Genomic DNA, 15,897 nt, shown 5'->3' with positions numbered 1-15,897 from the left:
GCTTACATGAGCACCCCCACTACCCTCGCGATCAATGACTACCTGCCACCACCGAGCAGCCTGAGCCGAGTACTTGGCAAGAGCTTGCGTCATCGTGGTTTCGCCATCGGCGCAGTGTTGTTGCTGATTATCTTCGCGGGTGCACTGTTCGCGCCGTGGCTGGCACCTTACGACCCCTATGCGCAAGACGTGATGCTGCGCATGAAACCGCCGGTATGGATGGCCAACGGCACCTGGGAATACGTGCTCGGCACCGACAAGCTGGGCCGTGACTACTTGTCGAGGCTGCTCTACGGCGCACGTATTTCGCTGTTCATCGGCATTGCAGCGGCGCTGATTTCCGGCTTTATCGGCACGGTCATGGGGCTGTTGGCAGGCTACTACGGCGGCAAGGTCGATGGGTTTATCAGCTACCTGATCACCACCCGGCTGGCGATGCCGGTGGTGATGGTCGCGCTGGCCTCGGCCTCGCTGATGGGCGGCTCACTGAAAGTGGTGATCGTGCTGCTCGGCTGCCTGTTATGGGATCGCTTCGCGGTGGTGGTCAGGGCCTCGGTGCAACAGATTCGCGATGCTGAATATGTAGCGTCGGCCCAGGCGCTTGGCTGCTCGACCCTGCGCATTCTGGCCAGTGAAATCCTGCCCAATCTGGTCGGCGCACTGATCGTTGTCGCGACGCTGGAAATGGCCCACGCGATCCTGCTGGAGTCAGCACTGTCGTTTCTCGGGGTTGGCGTGCAGCCACCGACGCCGTCCTGGGGCCTGATGATCGCGGAAGGCAAACCCTACATGTTCTTTTCCCCGTGGGTCATCGCCATTCCCGGCGTCGCCCTGATGATTCTGGTGCTGGGCATCAACCTCGTCGGCGATGGCCTGCGCGATCTGATCCTGCCCGACGGCCGTAACTGATAGACCGCCGTAACTGATAGAGGGAACCGAACATGGCACTACTCCATGTAGAAAACCTGCGCGTGGACATCCCCATGGGCAACAGCCCGACGCCGGATGACATGCTGCATGCCGTACGCGGCCTGAATTTTGAAGTCGAGCGCGGTGAAATGCTGTGCATCGTCGGGGAATCCGGCTGCGGCAAATCCCTGACCTCGCTGGCGTTGATGGACCTGTTGCCACGCAAGGCAAAACGCACCGCGTCCCGGCTGACGCTGGACGGCATCGACATGCTCGGCCAGAGCGAGCGCCGCATGTGCGACCTGCGCGGCAACCGCCTGGCGATGATCTTCCAGGAGCCAATGACCTCGCTGAACCCGGCCTACAGCATTGGCGATCAACTCAGCGAGGTACTGACCCAGCATCGCAAGGTCTCACGCAAGGAGGCCCTGGCGCGCGCCGCGCAGATGCTGGAGAAGGTCGGGATCAGCAATGCCACCGAGCGCTTGCGTCAGTATCCGCATCAGCTTTCCGGCGGCCTGCGCCAGCGGGTGATCATCGCCATGGCGTTGATGTGCGAACCGGACCTGATCATCGCTGATGAGCCCACCACGGCGCTGGACGTGACCATTCAAGCGCAGATCCTGCGCTTGATCCGCGACATTCAGAAAGAACTCGGCCTGGCGGTGATCTTCATCACCCACGACCTTGGGCTGGTGGCACGGATCGCCGACCGGGTCGCCGTGATGTATGCCGGGGAAATCGTCGAAACCGCCCCTGCCCTGCAACTGTTCGAGAACCCGCAGCATCCGTACACCCGGGGTCTGCTGGCGAGTATTCCAATCCCTGGCCGGACCAAACCGGGTGAGGCGCTGGGTTCGATTCCAGGCCTGGTGCCGAGTCTGGTCGGCGAACAGCAAGGGTGTGCGTTCCGCAATCGTTGCGGACAGGCGATCCCGGCCTGCGCGCAAAACATCCCCGAAGTCGAACAGGACGGGCACATGGCGCGCTGCCTGTTCGCCGCCCCGGCCCCGATTCGCCTTCAGGAGCGTGCAAGGTCATGAAAAAAGACATCGCTTTGGAGCTGTGTGACATCCGCCGTGAGTTTCGGATCAACCAGGGCTTTTTCAAACCCGCCGCCACCCTGAAGGCCGTGGATGGTGTTTCCCTGCGCCTGATGCGTGGCGAGACCCTCGGTCTGGTGGGCGAGTCCGGTTGCGGCAAAAGTACCCTGGCCAAGATGTTGCTCGGTCTGTTGCCGCCCACCAGCGGCGACGTGTTGGTCAATGGCAAACACCTGGCGGCGACTGATCGCAAGGAAATGTCCCGGCATATCCAGCCGATTTTCCAGGACCCGTATTCCTCGCTGAATCCACGCAAGACCCTGCGCGAAATCGTTACCCTACCGCTGATCGTGCATGACATCGGCAGTACCGCCGAGCGCCGCAGGAAGACCGAAGCGATGCTTGATGTGGTCGGCCTGCCCAAGCGGGTGATCGACAGCTACCCGAGCCAGCTGTCCGGCGGGCAACGCCAGCGGGTGGCGATTGCCCGGGCGCTGATCATGCGCCCTGACGTGTTGATCTGCGACGAGCCCACCTCAGCACTGGACGTGTCGGTGCAGGCGCAGATTCTCAATCTGCTGCAGGACCTCAAGCGCGAATTCGGCCTGACCTATCTGCTGATCAGCCATAACCTGGCGGTCATCGAACACCTCGCCGACCGGGTCGCCGTGATGTACCTGGGGCGCATCGTCGAAGAACGCACGCGCGAATCGTTGTTCGCTCAACCCGGTCACCCTTATACCCGCGCCTTGCTGGATTCGGTGCTCACGCCCGATCCGCGCCTGGGCATTCCCGACATCGGCCTGCACGGCACCTTCCCCAACCCCATGTCACCGCCGTCCGGTTGCGCCTTCCATCCGCGCTGCCCGAGCTGCTTCGCCCCCTGCAAAACGGCCTTCCCGGCCAATGGTCCGCTTATCGGCGGCAACGTGCGTTGCCACCTTCACGACACTTCTGCCCAAACACTGGAGCTTGTCCACTCATGAGTCGTTCACTGGCTATCAGCAACACCACAGCGCAATTCGACAACGGCGAGTTTTTCAATCTGCTCGAACGTAGCGTCGCCCTGCACACCGAAAGCCAGGCCGCGGACAGCCAGCCCGAGCTGTATCGCTACCTCAATGACTTCATCACCCCGCATGTCGAGGCGATGGGTTTCAGCGTCAAGATCTATGACAACCCGGTGGCCGAGCGCGGCCCATTCATGATCGCCACGCGCATTGAACACCCGGACCTGCCGACTGTGCTCAGCTACGGCCACGGTGATGTGGTGCGCGGCTATGAGGCGCAATGGCGCGAAGGCCTGTCGCCGTGGCAAGTCATTGCCGAAGGCGATCGCTGGTACGGCCGCGGCACGGCGGATAACAAAGGCCAGCACCTGATCAACCTGACTGCGCTGGAACAAACGCTCAAGGCGCGCGATGGCCAGCTGGGTTTCAACGTCAAGCTGCTGCTGGAAATGGGCGAAGAAGAAGGCTCGCCGGGCTTGAACGCATTCTGTGCCGCGCACAGCAAAGAGCTTGCGGCGGATATTTTCATCGCCTCGGACGGCCCGCGCCTGGCGGCATCACGCCCGACGATTTTTCTCGGCTCACGCGGGGTATTCAACTTCGAGCTGGTGGTCAATTTACGTGAGGGCGCCCATCACTCCGGCAACTGGGGCGGGTTGCTGGCCAATCCCGGCATCATCCTGGCCAATGCCATCGCGAGCATGGTCGATGAACACGGTCGAGTGAAAGTGGCGGGACTGATGCCCGAGACACTGCCGGAGCCGGTTCGACAGGCACTGGCCGATATTGCCGTGGGTGGCGGACCGGGCGATCCGGACATCGACGCCAACTGGGGTAACCCGGCGCTTTCGCTGAGCGAAAAGGTGTTCGGTTGGAACACCCTCGACGTCATCGCCTTCAAGACCGGCAACCCAGACGCCCCGGTACATGCGATTCCCGGCAAGGCTAACGCCCACTGCCATATCCGCTTCGTGGTCGACAGCGACTACACGACCTTTATCCCGGCGGTACGCACCCACCTGGATGCGCATGGCTTCAGCAATGTCGAGGTCAAGCAAAGCCGCATCGATGTGATGCATGCCACTCGGCTGGACCCGCAGAGCCCTTGGGTCGATTGGGCGCTCAGTTCCCTGGCACAGACCACCGGCAAAAAACCTGCGCTGCTGCCAAACCTCGGTGGCTCGCTGCCCAACGACGTGTTCGCGGACGTGCTGGGCCTGCCAACATTGTGGGTGCCGCACTCGTACCCGGCCTGTTCACAGCATGCGCCGAACGAACACTTGCTGGCGCCGGTGGTCAAGGAAAGCCTGCAAATCATGGCCGGGCTGTTCTGGGACCTGGGCAACGACGCGGCACGCCTGACGCGGGAACATCAGTTACGGGAGCAGGCGCAATGAGCACCACGCCACAACAGGCCTTGGACTGGCTTGCCGACCAGCGCCAAGCCATGGAAGCGCTGCTGCGGCGTATCGTCGACACCGACTCCAACAGCTATGACAAGGCGGGTGTCGACGCTGTGGGCGCGCTGCTCGCGGCTGAACTGGAGGCCGACGGCATATTGCTCAAGCGCATACCGGTCGAGGGTTTTGGTGACGTGCTGCTCGCCGAAGTGCCAGGCGATTCTGGAAAACCGGTGCTGTTGCTGGGCCATCGCGACACGGTCTTCCCCAAAGGCACCACCACGACTCGCGGCTACAGCCGCGACGCCAACCTCGCCTATGGCCCCGGCGTCGCCGACATGAAAGGCGGCCTGGTGCTCAATTGCTTCGCCCTCATGGCCCTCAAGCGCGCCGGCCGGTTGCCCTATCCGGTGCAGGTCCTGTACACCGGCGACGAAGAAATCGGCTCCGGCAGCGCCAGACCCCATATCGAAAACGCCGCCCGTGCCGCCCGCGCCGTGCTCAATACCGAACCCGGCAGGGCCAGCGGCAACGTGGTCAGCGCACGCAAAGGCGGGGCCACGCTGATCATCGAAGTCAGCGGCCGCGCGGCGCATGCCGGGGTCAACCATGCCGACGGGGCCAGCGCCATCGAGGCCCTGGCACGCAAGATCGTCAAGCTGCATGCCTTGACCGATTACCCGGCAGGCATCACCACTAACGTTGGGCTGATATCCGGTGGTACGTCGAGCAACACCGTCGCGCCCAGCGCCTGCGCCCGGCTGGACGTGCGCTTCATTGAACTCAAGCACTGGGACCAGATCTTCAGCGCAATCCAGGCCATCATCGCCGAAGAAGAAGTGATCGGCACCCGCGCTGTCCTCAAGGAAGCGACGACCTTTCTACCGATGGAAGCACGCCACAGCGCACGACTGCTAAGCCTCTACCAACAAAAAGCACTGGCGCTGGGTTTCAGCGTCGAAGGCGAATTCACCGGCGGTTGCGCCGACTCCGGCTTCACCGCCAGCCTGGGCGTTCCAACCCTGTGCGGGCTCGGTCCGGTGGGTGGCAAGGTTCACACTGATCGCGAATACCTGGAACTGGACACCCTGGTGCCTCGCGCCCTGGCCTTGGTGGCGACCATTCTGGCGGTCGGCGACAGCGTTTGAGGTCGTGGGCTTCTACGCGTCGCCGAGGTGAGGGTATCCGACAGGTTCACAGGCAGCTCCTGGCGCTGTCGGGTATCACTTCAACGTGGTGCGAATGGCTCACCCGGGCGAAGCTTTTGACCTGTTCTACTGCCGCAATGACCGAACATTCGGCCGACCCGTCTGGCGCTATGGAGTAGATGCATCGTTTGCCAACGGACAGGCTATGCAATAAACGCTCATCCAGTTCACCGAGCACGACAAAAGAACAGTCACTCTTGACCCCTTGCACATCAACGCGCTTGCCAGGCACGGTGTTCACCGTATCGACATGGATCAGCGCAACATTGTCAAAACAGCTGAACCCCTGATGGATCAAGTCAATATGAGCGCTATCAAGTCCACACACGATGACCACGATACGCGTGCCACTTGAAGGCTCGCGCATCCACTTCATTGCGTGGGTGCGACACTCGACGGTTCGGCTCATAAGCGAGGCCTTTATTGTTCCAACAGGCGAATGGACCAAGTCCTTGGTTAAATGACGCCGCGTGCCTGCAACACGCTTTTCGCCAGGCTTCGGGTCGCCGCTAACACCGCCTCCACCTGTTGATCCATCTGTGCAGTGGAGGAGGCTATTTTTCCAAGTTCGACCACGCGCAGTTGATGACCAAAGACGGACCCCAGCCACGTCATGCCGCAATTCGTGCCAGTTTCGACATCCAGTAAAAAGCTGCCGTGGGAGACGCCGCGCAACAGTTGGCTGGCATGGCACGCGTAGCCCCCGGCAGACGGCTCCGGGCTGGACCCGACCTGCAACCAGTCGAGCATCAACGCCTCGGACTGTTTGACGGCTAGATAAGCCACCTGGTCCCACTCATCTATCGCCACATGCAGCTTGTCGATCATGTATTGAGGCAACGCGGCGCTGGTAACGATCACCACTCCGGCATCCGCCGAAGGCTCCTTGATCCAGACTGCGGATTGCGTTATCGCATGCATGGCGGTACTCCCGGCGGTTGGATAGGAGCAACGTGCTCCGGGTGGCGATTCGACGATGGGGTCGTGACATTCAATATTGGTGCCGACTCACCCATCGCTTTGTGAGCTCCCTGGTTATTGGCGTTAATCAGCCATTGCGAAACAAGAAGCTGTAGGCATTCAGCGCAGGCGCCCCACCCAAGTGCGCATACAGCACTTTCGAGCCTTCGGGGAACTCACCACGGCGAACCATTTCAATCATCCCGTGCATGGATTTGCCCTCGTACACCGGATCGGTCAGCACACCTTCCAGGCTCCCGCACAAACGAATGGCTTCCAGCGTGCCTTCGTTGGGCAAACCGTATTCCGGGTAGGCAAAACGTGTATCGAGCACCACATCGTCTTCGGTGATCTCACGGCCCAGTTCCACCAACTCTGCGGTGTGCCTGGCGATACGCAGGATCTGTGCCTTGGTTTGCTCCGGCTTGGCCGAGGCATCAATGCCGATAACGTTCTTCGAACGGCCGTCCGCGGCGAAACCGACGACCATACCGGCCTGGGTACTGCCGGTCACAGAGCAGACCACGATGTAGTCGAACGTGAACCCCAGTTGTTTTTCCTGCTCTCGCACTTCTTCGGCAAAGCCGACGAACCCAAGGCCGCCGTAGGGATGTTCGGAACACCCGGCAGGGATCGGAAACGGTTTGCCACCCCGCTCCACTACATCGTCCATGGCCTTCTGCCAACTGGGCCGGATGCCAATGTCGAACCCGGCGGCGTCCAGTCGTACGTCGGCGCCCATGATGCGCGACATCTCGATATTGCCAACGCGGTCATACACCGCATCGGAGTAGTTCACCCAGTTTTCCTGCACCAGCACACACTTCATGCCCAGGTGAGCGGCAACGGCGGCCACCTGGCGGGTCTGGTTCGACTGGATACCGCCAATGGAAACCAAGGTATCGCAGCCTTGCTCGAGCGCTTCGGGAATCAAGTATTCGAGCTTGCGCGTTTTGTTCCCGCCAAAGGCCAGGCCACTGTTGCAGTCTTCACGTTTGGCATACAGCTCGACCTTGCCACCCAGGTGTTCACTGAGGCGCTTCAAGGGCGTGATGGGAGAAGGACCGAAGGTCAACGGATAACGTTTAAAACGATTCAGGTTCATGACGCTGCTCCTTGATTACTGGACATCAAAGCGCCAGACCGAAAGGCAAAGGTTGCCTTCCAGGTTCTTTCAGACGGGCTTCGATGAGTTCAATATTAAGAAGTTTTCCAAAAAGATGTGTTGCAAACTTTTATCACTTGAAGAACTATAATTTCTCACTATAAATATCAAACATACTTTAATTGCGAATAAACAGTTATGAACGCAATAAACACTCGCAAGAAGCCAAACGTATCAGCCCCGGTGCCGCAGCCGCTGGATCGAACCGACCGCGCCATTCTCAAGGCCCTGCAGCGAGATGCTTCCATCTCCAATGTGGCGCTGGCAGAGAAGGTGAAATTGAGTGCACCGGCGTGCCTCAGGCGCGTCGAGCGGCTCAAGCAAGTCGGCCTGATCAAAGGCATCGTCGCACTGCTGGACACTGTCGCGCTGGATGCGGGAATGGTGGTGTTGATCGGTGTGGTGCTGGACCGCTCCACACCGGAATCCTTCGCCGCATTCGAGGCAGCCGCACAAAAAGTGTCCGGCTGCATGGAGTGCCATGTGGTGACGGGGGAATTCGACTACTTCATGTTGATACGAACCAAGGACAGCAACAGTTTCAACCGGCTCCACGCGGAACAATTGCTGTACCTGCCAGGGGTTCGCCAGATTCGATCGTTCATGGGCTTGCGTCAGGTCTTGTCGACCACCCACATTCCCCTTTGAAGCGCCGCTAGTCGAGCATTCCACCCTGCTCCCGTACGTGCTTGATGTCTCTCGAGGGCGGGGCTCCGAAACGCCGGGCATATTCACGGCTGAATTGAGCGACACTTTCATAGCCGACGCGCAACGCGGCGGTGTTCACGTCTATCCGATCGGTCAACATCAGGCTGCGTGCGGCTTGCAGCCGTAACGCTTTTTGATACTGAACAGGGCTGGTGCCTGTCAGCTTGCGAAAACTGTGATGCAGCGTAGAGCTGGCCATTCCTGATCGTTCGGCAAGATCGGCCACGTGCAGCGGTTTGTCGTAGTGATGTTTCAGCCATTCAATGGCTCTCACGATGCCCTTGTCTCGATAACCGTCGCGCGTGACGCTGCGCAGCCACTGCCCTGCACTACTTAGCAATAGCCGAACGCATATTTCCCGCTTGATCAGATCCGACATCAAGCCTGCTTCAAGCGGCCGTTCGATCAGCGTAGCGAGTCGAGCGAATGCATCGAGCATCTCACTCGACGCCGCACCGGATACGAAGCCCCGCGCTTCTGTAGCTATTTCCTGCGCGGGTGGTTCCAAGGTCTGGATCACCTCGTTGAGCATGGAAAGGTTGAGCTTCAACACGACGGATAAATAGGGGGTTTCCTCACTGGCAGCGGTAACACGGGCCAGTGTGGGGATGTCGACCGACGTGACGAAGAACGCCCCCTGCCCGAACTCACAGGCCTCCTCACCGAACGTGATCTCCTTCGCGCCCTGCAGAATGATGGCCACGCAAGGCTCATAAATGCAGTAAGTGGGCGTACCCAGGTCAGCCATTCGATAAAAGGCCAAACCTGGAATGGATGTTTTGCAGACCTCGTTCAAACCAATCTGCCGGGTGACTTTTTCGATCAGCCGCCTGAGTGCCTGGAGACGCTCGTTGGGCTGTATGGGATCACGCAACGCCAGAGAATGCAGATGGCCGGAACCGAACTGCGAGAAGGAACCGCTCGTCATTACATGCGCCCCTGTTTACGGAATGTTCGAGTCTGCTGAGAGTGCGTGACCAACACAAGCGCATCGGCAGGATTGTGCAAAAAATATGGCGTATTAGGGTCACCCGGCCAACCCTCGTTGTTCTAACTTCCAGTACGAATACCGGCTTCGATGATCCCGTGAAACCTCGGTCGCGAAAGGAACGTTGGATGGACAGACGAGATTTTCTTACTTACTCGGCAGTGGGTACTGTTGCAGCCGCTTTGCTGCCAGCCTCGAGTATCGCAAGTTCGGCAGCCCCAGCGCCCGCTTTACTGACAGAGCGCGGGAGCGTGATGCGGACTGAAGGCCGGCCGGTGCGCACAGACCTGCCCTCCAATTCGCCCTCGCCTACCCTGCGATACATGACGCCTCAACGCTTTGGCATGGGCGGGACGCAGATCGGCAATATCTTTGCGCCGCTCAGCGACGAGCAGGCGGGCTCGGTTCTGCAAGCTGCTTGGGAGGCAGGTGTAAGGCTTTACGACACTTCGCCGTTCTACGGGTTTGGCCTGATTGAATATCGTCTAGGCCGCTTCCTGCGCGGCAAAAATCCAGACGACTATGTGGTGTCCACCAAAGTCGGTCGCGTATTGACGGCCGCGGGTGGCCCGCGCGCAGACCATGCCATCTGGAAGGCACCCGCGCCCTTCAACTACCGGTATGACTACACCGCAGCAGGAGCACGGCGTTCCGTGGAAGACAGCCTGCAGCGGCTGGGGCTGCCGCGTATCGATATCGTCTTTATCCACGACATCTCGCCCGATAACAGCGAACTGGAAGGCGGTTGGGAAGCGGCGTATCGCATTGCGCGCACGGGGGCGATGGTTGAGCTTGAAAAGATGCGTGATGAGGGCCTCATCAAGGCATGGGGCTTCGGCGTCAACACGCCGAATGCTGTGGTCCAGGCAATGGCCGGTGATGACCCGACTCCCGACATCGTGTTGCTTGCCTGCCAGTATTCGCTCCTTGAGCACGGCGATGCGTTACGCAACACCTTTCCGGCGTTGAGCAGGAAGGGCACCAGCGTTGTGGTTGGAACACCACTGAACGATGGATTCCTGGGAGGGCGCAGCCGGTATAACTTCAGCCTGGATCTGCCTGCCGGGGCGGTGGAAAAGCGCGCACGAATCATGGCGGTTGCCAAACGACATGGCATCGACATTCATACTGCCGCCCTGCAGTTCGCGGCAGCGCATCCGCAAGTGTCAGCGATCATTCCGGGTGCCCGCACGCCGGGGCAGATCGTTTCCAATGTGCAGGCGATGAAGGTCGGTATCCCAGCAGCCTTTTGGGAGGAGCTCAAGAGCCGGAACCTGATCGATGCCCAAGCACCGGTCCCTTCCTGAGCAGGGTCTACGCCCGTGCAACCTGCTGATGGGGCGCTATCGTCGCTGGCCTCATTTAACCCGAAACCTATCTTCCTGGTTGCAGCAACGCTGCAAATAGCAGCCGCTTTATCAGCCTGTTCCAGTCAATAAACTGCGCACGCGTCCAACTAAAAACACTCGTCCAAGGCCGCAATAAATGAAGATACGCACGTCTTTCATGATTTTAGGCGGCCTGCTTGCGCTGTCCGGCAGTGGCTACTTACTCGCCGACACACTCACGCTGAGCGTTCCATTGCCGGCTCCACTCCCACAGCTAAAAGTGCTGACACTCCTTATAGGTATACACCTGCTCGGCATGTGCTTCGGTCTTGGTGGGGCGACGATGCTGGACCTCTGGATCTTGCGTTGGATGCGCAGGGGTAGCCTGCCGGTTGAAATCGGACGCACCTTTCACTTCATCAGCGATGCGGTCACTATTGGACTCTGTCTTCTGTGGCTTTCAGGCCTTGGTTTCCTTGCCCTTTACGCGATGGAGTCGCCGGAAAAGTTTGAAAACCCCAAGCTCTGGGCGAAGGTCATTGTGGTGATCGTGCTGACCCTCAATGGAATAATCATCCACGCGCTTGTGCTGCCAGAAGCCCTACGCGACCTGAGTCGCCCCCTGCTCTTTGGCGTATCCCGCAAAAGAGCGGCCTTATTTCTCGCATCCGGTGCAGTTTCAGGGGTGTCTTGGTACACGGCTTTTGCCTTCGGCATTTTTCGCGAGTTAAACAACAGTGTCACCTTCACCCTGCTGGTCATCATGTGGCTTACGCTGATAGTCGCCGCCTCTCTCGCCGCCATGCTGCTCTGGTTAAACTCTGCAGCGGGAGCCAGAAAACCTCCGTCGCTCAGTCATCCGACGTGAAGACATAGACCCGCTGGGCATTGCGCGTAACTGCAACGCTTGCCGAACACGCGACCACACTGTTCGCGGGTCAACGTGCCAGAGCTCACGAGGTCCTTATGAAATCTGGCGAGAACGTTGTTCATCCAAAATCTTTGGCAGATTGCCTTCGATCCAGTCAACCAGGCCTTCAACATGGCGGGCTACTTCAGTTCCCATAGGGGTGAGGCTGTACTCAACGTGAGGTGGCACAACCGGATAGGATTTGCGCAGGACGAAGCCATCGAGTTCCAAAAACTGGAGGGTCTGCGCGAGCATCTTTTCGCTGACGCCGCCAATCTTGCGACGCAGATCGCTGAAGCGATGCGTACCCGCGAGCAAGGCCACCAATACCAATACTCCCCAGCGGCTGCTGACGTGCTGGAGCACGATCCTTGAAGGACAATCCGGGTCGAATAATTCACCGCTGCGCAGCCGGTTGGCCACTGTTGCGGGACGGGTTGCTCCCGAGGGCTCGGAATCTGACATGCTTACTTACCTTTAGGTACGTACTTACGAAAAGTTAGTTAAGGCCCTACTCTGCCTGCTCTATCACTTTTTGTAAAAGGAACCGCTCATGATCGCCGTCACCGGAGCCACCGGCCAACTGGGTCGCCTCGTTGTCCAGCAACTCAAGCAAAAAGTCCCCGCGTCCAACCTGGTCGCGCTGGTGCGCAGCCCTGACAAGGCCAGTGATCTAGGCGTGGACGCACGTGCTGCCGACTACGACAATCCGACAACGCTGGTCGCGGCGCTCAACGGAGTCGACACGCTTCTACTTATTTCCTCGAGCGAAATAGGCAAGCGACTCTCACAGCATCGAAATGTCATCAACGCCGCAAAGCAAGCCGGTGTGAATCGCGTTGTTTATACAAGTTTACTGCACGCGGATACCTCTTCATTGAGCCTCGCCGAAGAGCATCGGCAAACGGAAGCCGAGCTCAAAGCGTCGGGGTTGGCATTCACGATATTGCGTCATGGTTGGTATACCGAGAACTACACCGGCTTTATCGCTGGCGCGTTATCGGCCGGTGTATTTATCGGCAGTGCCGGTGACGGAAAGATTGCCGCGGCGACACGGGAAGATTTCGCCCAGGCCGCTGCCGTCGTGCTGACCCGCGGCGATCAAGAGGGGAAGGTTTACGAGTTGGCGGGTGACAGCGCCTGGACGTTATCGGAACTCGCAGCCGAGGTTTCTCGGCAAACGGGTAGGAACATTCCCTACAAGAACTTGCCTGAAAGTGACTACGCCTCTGCGTTAATCAATTTCGGCCTCCCGGAGCCGCTCGCACATGCCCTGGCGGGCTGCGATGTCAGCGCATCCAAAGGCGCACTTTTCGACGACAGCCATCAGCTTTCGACGCTGATCGGCAGAGCCACGACGTCCCTTTCAGCGGCAGTGGCAATTGCTCTCAAAGGGCAATGATCAGAGAGGGCCATGACGCCGCCTCGAAGGTTAGGAGTGACCTTCGAGCTTGAGGGGTTCGAGGACTCCAACTCTTTTGCTCGCGCCTTTCAAGCGTGGACTGGAAGTACGCCACGCGAAGTGAGGGCTCAAATGGAAAAAATCCCAGCAAACCCTTGACTGATATTTCGGACGAATAAGAGATATACCAATATTCAGCGATCAAATTACGGAGGCAAGTTCGGTGGGTAAAAAACGGATTGCAGCGATCAGTCAGCGTTTTGAAGAGTCAATTTGGCGAACTGCCAACTGGCTGAATGAGCCGAGCCATTGCCTCGCCTATTCAGATGACTCATTGGAAGTGATTACGGATCTCCAGACCGATTTTTGGCGTGAAACTCACTATGGATTCATACGAGATAGCGGGCATTTTCTAGGGTTTAAAACAACGGGTGGCTTCACCGCTCAAGTGAGAGTCAGCGCCGAGTTCCGCGAGCTTTATGATCAAGCGGGGATTATGGTCAGGCTCAATGAGCAGACCTGGGTCAAGGCCGGAATAGAGTTTAACGATGGAAACCCAATGATCAGCAGCGTGCTCACCCAAGGCCGGTCAGACTGGGCGCCAGGCTGCTTTCCTGGAGACCCAGGCAATTTTTGGCTTCGTGTGACCGTTTCCGATGGTGTGCTGCGCTTGCAATATTCAACAGATGGAGTGAGTTGGCCACTGCTCAGACTTGCACCCTTTCCAGAGGCGGAAAGTTACCAGGTGGGCCCTATTTGCTGCACACCCCAGCGCCAAGGGTTGAAGGTAAGATTTTCTGAATGGTCTTTGACGCCTCCCTTGGGCCGAGATTTACATGATTTAAGCTAATGATCATCCTGATTCGTGCAGCCGATGCACCGATAAGCATGAAGTAAAGCTTTTGTAGGGTCTCCATTCAACATCCGGGAGAAGTGTTCGAACAGCCACGGGCAACGCTCACCTTCAGGCTTGTGAAACAAGACCACCAGACCGTCCCCGCTCACTGCTCAATGACACAAACGGGGTTAGTTTTACCGCGCTGCTCGTGCGGCGGTGCCAGACACAAGGTGTTGCGTCCCAGCCCCTTGGCTTCATAAAGAGCGGCATCCGCACGGGCAAGCAGGCTGGCCGTGGTGTCGACGTCGTCTGGCACCACGCAGCAAACACCGATACTGATGCGCAGTGAGATGATTGCCTCGCCAAACCGAGCCGGTGACTCAGCCACCGACGCGCGCAACGCGTCCAGGACCGCCACGGCGTCTTCGGGGCTGGTGCGGGGAAGCAACACCAGAAACTCCTCGCCCCCATAACGACCAATGCTGTCGGATTCACGAAGTCGCTGGGTGAGATGGTTGACGCAGTGGCAAATCACCTCATCACCCGCCAGGTGTCCATACACATCGTTGATTTGCTTGAAATGGTCGATGTCGACCATCGCCACCGCCAGGTAGGAAGCGTCTCGACGCGCGCGCTCCATCTCTTTGGAAAACTGTTCGAGTACAGCCCTGCGATTAAGAATCCCGGTCAGCACATCCCTTAGCGCCAGGCGCTGGAATAGCGACTCACTGCGTTCCTTGGCGAGCAGCACCAGTCCGAGGGAAATCATCATTGCGGTGAACGTGCCGATACTGACCGAAATGGTTTGCTTGAGGTTACTGACGTCATAGCGCATCTCGGCAGCCCCGCCGCCGATGATAGCGACCACCCGCATGCCCAAACCGATCAGGCTGATACTCGATCCGATGATCAATAGCATGCGCGCACGCCCCTGAGCGGGGATGTAGCGGCGCGTCCAGTAAATGATCAAGGCGCACTGCACCATCAACACAAGCGTGGCGGCCAGCATTCGCGGCTCCAGCGTGTCGATCAGGCTGACCATCAATGCGAGCATCAATGCAGCAGGCGCAAATATCCGCCACCAGGAGACGGGCAATTCAACGATCCGAAAGATGCTGGCCCCGTAAAAGGCCAGCGCAACCGCCAGCAATGTGTTCGCCGCCCCGTAGGTCAACCACAACGGGGCGTGGCCGTATAGGGTATATCCCACGTATGCCAGGGCATGCGCTAACAAACCAAAGCCAATGGTCAGCAAGCCGTCACGCTGGTTGAACTGGCCGACCAATATCAGACAAAACGCCATGATCGTCGCCACTAAGGCGACGCAGGCAAAAAGCGTGGGGGTATGGGCAATCATCAAGTCTCACCAGGCGCTGTCAGGAGCAGCTCGGGTGGAGTTTAGTCGAGTAGACAGTCCCTCATATCGTCAATTCGCCTGCAAGCCAGGGCCAGGATAAGCAGCTTCGCGCCCGGCCCGACAACACTCAGATACTCAAGAGCTCGGTGACGGGCAGTCGATTGGTGGTCTTCAGCTCTCGCAAGGAGAGGTTCGACCGAATGCTTGAAACGCCAGGCAGCTTCCTGAGGACTTTTTCAACAAAGCCGCTATAGCTGTCCAAATCCCGTGCAACCACCTCAAGCAGAAAGTCCGCCTCCCCCGTTGTGTTATGGCAACTCAGTACCTGTGGGGCCGCCCGGATAATCCTTTCAAACGTCGCCGTGGCTTCTTCGCTGTGATCAGTGCACGAGATCTGGACAAAAGCCTTCAGGCCCAGCCCGAGTTTCTTTCGATTGAGAATGGCTTGGTATCCCTCGATAACGCCGCATTCTTCAAGCCGTCTTTGCTTGCGCCAACAGGACGCTTCGCTGAGCGAGAGCTGCTCGGCCAGCTTGACATTCGACAGCTTGCCGTCCCGCTGCAGACGCTCTGATATCGCAATATCGGCCTTATCAAGCTGGTCAATCATGAAATAATTCCTCATATTCAGGCTTAAAAATGAAGGTTAATTTCAATTCTTGCGCTCCGTC

At 58.7% G+C, this 15,897-nt stretch carries 17 protein-coding genes; 10 read left to right on the top strand and 7 right to left on the bottom strand.

Going from position 1 to position 15,897, the window contains the following annotated elements:
• Positions 1-6 precede the first annotated feature (6 nt).
• The 5 genes from AD670_RS25710 to AD670_RS25690 are packed head-to-tail and all read left to right on the top strand — an operon-like array spanning position 7 to position 5,510.
• Positions 7-909 carry an ABC transporter permease gene (locus AD670_RS25710; RefSeq protein ID WP_053139004.1) on the top strand — a complete coding sequence of 301 codons (903 nt, stop codon included), beginning with the start codon at positions 7-9 and terminating at the stop codon, positions 907-909.
• A gap of 32 nt (positions 910-941) precedes the next feature.
• Positions 942-1,952, top strand: a complete 1,011-nt coding sequence (locus tag AD670_RS25705; protein WP_053139001.1) for an ABC transporter ATP-binding protein — start codon at positions 942-944, stop codon at positions 1,950-1,952.
• The gene (locus tag AD670_RS25700) at positions 1,949-2,938 is read left to right on the top strand and encodes an ABC transporter ATP-binding protein (RefSeq protein ID WP_053139000.1); all 990 of its coding nucleotides are present in this window, start codon (positions 1,949-1,951) and stop codon (positions 2,936-2,938) included. Before AD670_RS25705 ends, AD670_RS25700 begins: the two co-directional genes overlap by 4 nt.
• Complete coding sequence (locus AD670_RS25695; protein ID WP_053138998.1) at positions 2,935-4,359, top strand: M20 family metallopeptidase; 1,425 nt, start codon at positions 2,935-2,937, stop codon at positions 4,357-4,359. Before AD670_RS25700 ends, AD670_RS25695 begins: the two co-directional genes overlap by 4 nt.
• Entirely contained in the window at positions 4,356-5,510 is a 1,155-nt protein-coding gene (locus AD670_RS25690; protein WP_053138996.1) for a M20 family metallopeptidase, read from the top strand. The genes AD670_RS25695 and AD670_RS25690 overlap by 4 nt, the downstream gene beginning before the upstream one ends.
• A gap of 46 nt (positions 5,511-5,556) precedes the next feature.
• Here the strand turns inward: AD670_RS25690 and AD670_RS25685 are convergent, their stop codons facing one another.
• The 3 genes from AD670_RS25685 to AD670_RS25675 form a co-directional block, all read right to left on the bottom strand.
• Positions 5,557-5,979: a hypothetical protein gene (locus tag AD670_RS25685; protein ID WP_082341050.1), complete on the bottom strand. Its 423-nt coding sequence runs from the start codon at positions 5,977-5,979 to the stop codon at positions 5,557-5,559.
• Between the two features lie 47 nt (positions 5,980-6,026).
• Entirely contained in the window at positions 6,027-6,491 is a 465-nt protein-coding gene (locus AD670_RS25680; protein WP_053138993.1) for a hypothetical protein, read from the bottom strand.
• A gap of 127 nt (positions 6,492-6,618) precedes the next feature.
• Positions 6,619-7,635, bottom strand: a complete 1,017-nt coding sequence (locus tag AD670_RS25675) for a 1-aminocyclopropane-1-carboxylate deaminase (protein WP_027603421.1) — start codon at positions 7,633-7,635, stop codon at positions 6,619-6,621.
• Positions 7,636-7,833: 198 nt separating this feature from the next.
• On the opposite strand from AD670_RS25675, the gene AD670_RS25670 reads away from it, so the two are divergent.
• A complete protein-coding gene (locus tag AD670_RS25670) occupies positions 7,834-8,343 on the top strand; it encodes an Lrp/AsnC family transcriptional regulator (RefSeq protein ID WP_053138991.1) in 510 nt (169 codons plus the stop codon).
• A gap of 7 nt (positions 8,344-8,350) precedes the next feature.
• On the opposite strand, the gene AD670_RS25665 is transcribed toward AD670_RS25670, so the two are convergent.
• Complete coding sequence (locus AD670_RS25665; protein WP_053138989.1) at positions 8,351-9,331, bottom strand: AraC family transcriptional regulator; 981 nt, start codon at positions 9,329-9,331, stop codon at positions 8,351-8,353.
• A gap of 188 nt (positions 9,332-9,519) precedes the next feature.
• On the opposite strand from AD670_RS25665, the gene AD670_RS25660 reads away from it, so the two are divergent.
• Positions 9,520-10,698 carry an aldo/keto reductase gene (locus AD670_RS25660; protein WP_053138987.1) on the top strand — a complete coding sequence of 393 codons (1,179 nt, stop codon included), beginning with the start codon at positions 9,520-9,522 and terminating at the stop codon, positions 10,696-10,698.
• 178 nt (positions 10,699-10,876) lie between these two features.
• Positions 10,877-11,587 (top strand): hypothetical protein, encoded by a 711-nt coding sequence (locus AD670_RS25655; RefSeq protein ID WP_172681526.1) that lies wholly within the window; start codon positions 10,877-10,879, stop codon positions 11,585-11,587.
• Between the two features lie 96 nt (positions 11,588-11,683).
• On the opposite strand, the gene AD670_RS25650 is transcribed toward AD670_RS25655, so the two are convergent.
• Positions 11,684-12,094, bottom strand: a complete 411-nt coding sequence (locus AD670_RS25650) for a helix-turn-helix domain-containing protein (RefSeq protein WP_053138985.1) — start codon at positions 12,092-12,094, stop codon at positions 11,684-11,686.
• A gap of 88 nt (positions 12,095-12,182) precedes the next feature.
• Here AD670_RS25650 and AD670_RS25645 point away from each other — a divergent pair, with 88 nt between their 5' ends.
• Both AD670_RS25645 and AD670_RS31240 read left to right on the top strand, forming a co-directional pair.
• On the top strand, positions 12,183-13,031 hold the full coding sequence (locus tag AD670_RS25645; protein WP_053138982.1) for an SDR family oxidoreductase: 849 nt from the start codon (positions 12,183-12,185) through the stop codon (positions 13,029-13,031).
• A 271-nt stretch (positions 13,032-13,302) separates the two neighbouring features.
• Positions 13,303-13,881, top strand: coding sequence for a DUF1349 domain-containing protein (locus tag AD670_RS31240; RefSeq protein WP_218187640.1), 579 nt, complete (start codon positions 13,303-13,305; stop codon positions 13,879-13,881).
• A 151-nt stretch (positions 13,882-14,032) separates the two neighbouring features.
• Here the strand turns inward: AD670_RS31240 and AD670_RS25640 are convergent, their stop codons facing one another.
• Both AD670_RS25640 and AD670_RS25635 read right to left on the bottom strand, forming a co-directional pair.
• The gene (locus AD670_RS25640) at positions 14,033-15,226 is read right to left on the bottom strand and encodes a GGDEF domain-containing protein (protein WP_053138980.1); all 1,194 of its coding nucleotides are present in this window, start codon (positions 15,224-15,226) and stop codon (positions 14,033-14,035) included.
• 127 nt (positions 15,227-15,353) lie between these two features.
• Positions 15,354-15,836 (bottom strand): Lrp/AsnC family transcriptional regulator, encoded by a 483-nt coding sequence (locus AD670_RS25635; protein ID WP_053138978.1) that lies wholly within the window; start codon positions 15,834-15,836, stop codon positions 15,354-15,356.
• Positions 15,837-15,897 lie beyond the last annotated feature (61 nt).

This window comes from Pseudomonas sp. MIACH (assembly GCF_001269925.1).
Taxonomy (GTDB): Bacteria; Pseudomonadota; Gammaproteobacteria; order Pseudomonadales; family Pseudomonadaceae; genus Aquipseudomonas.
The sequence above is the reverse complement of the archived record's forward strand: the minus strand, read 5'-3'. Positions and strand labels throughout refer to the sequence as shown.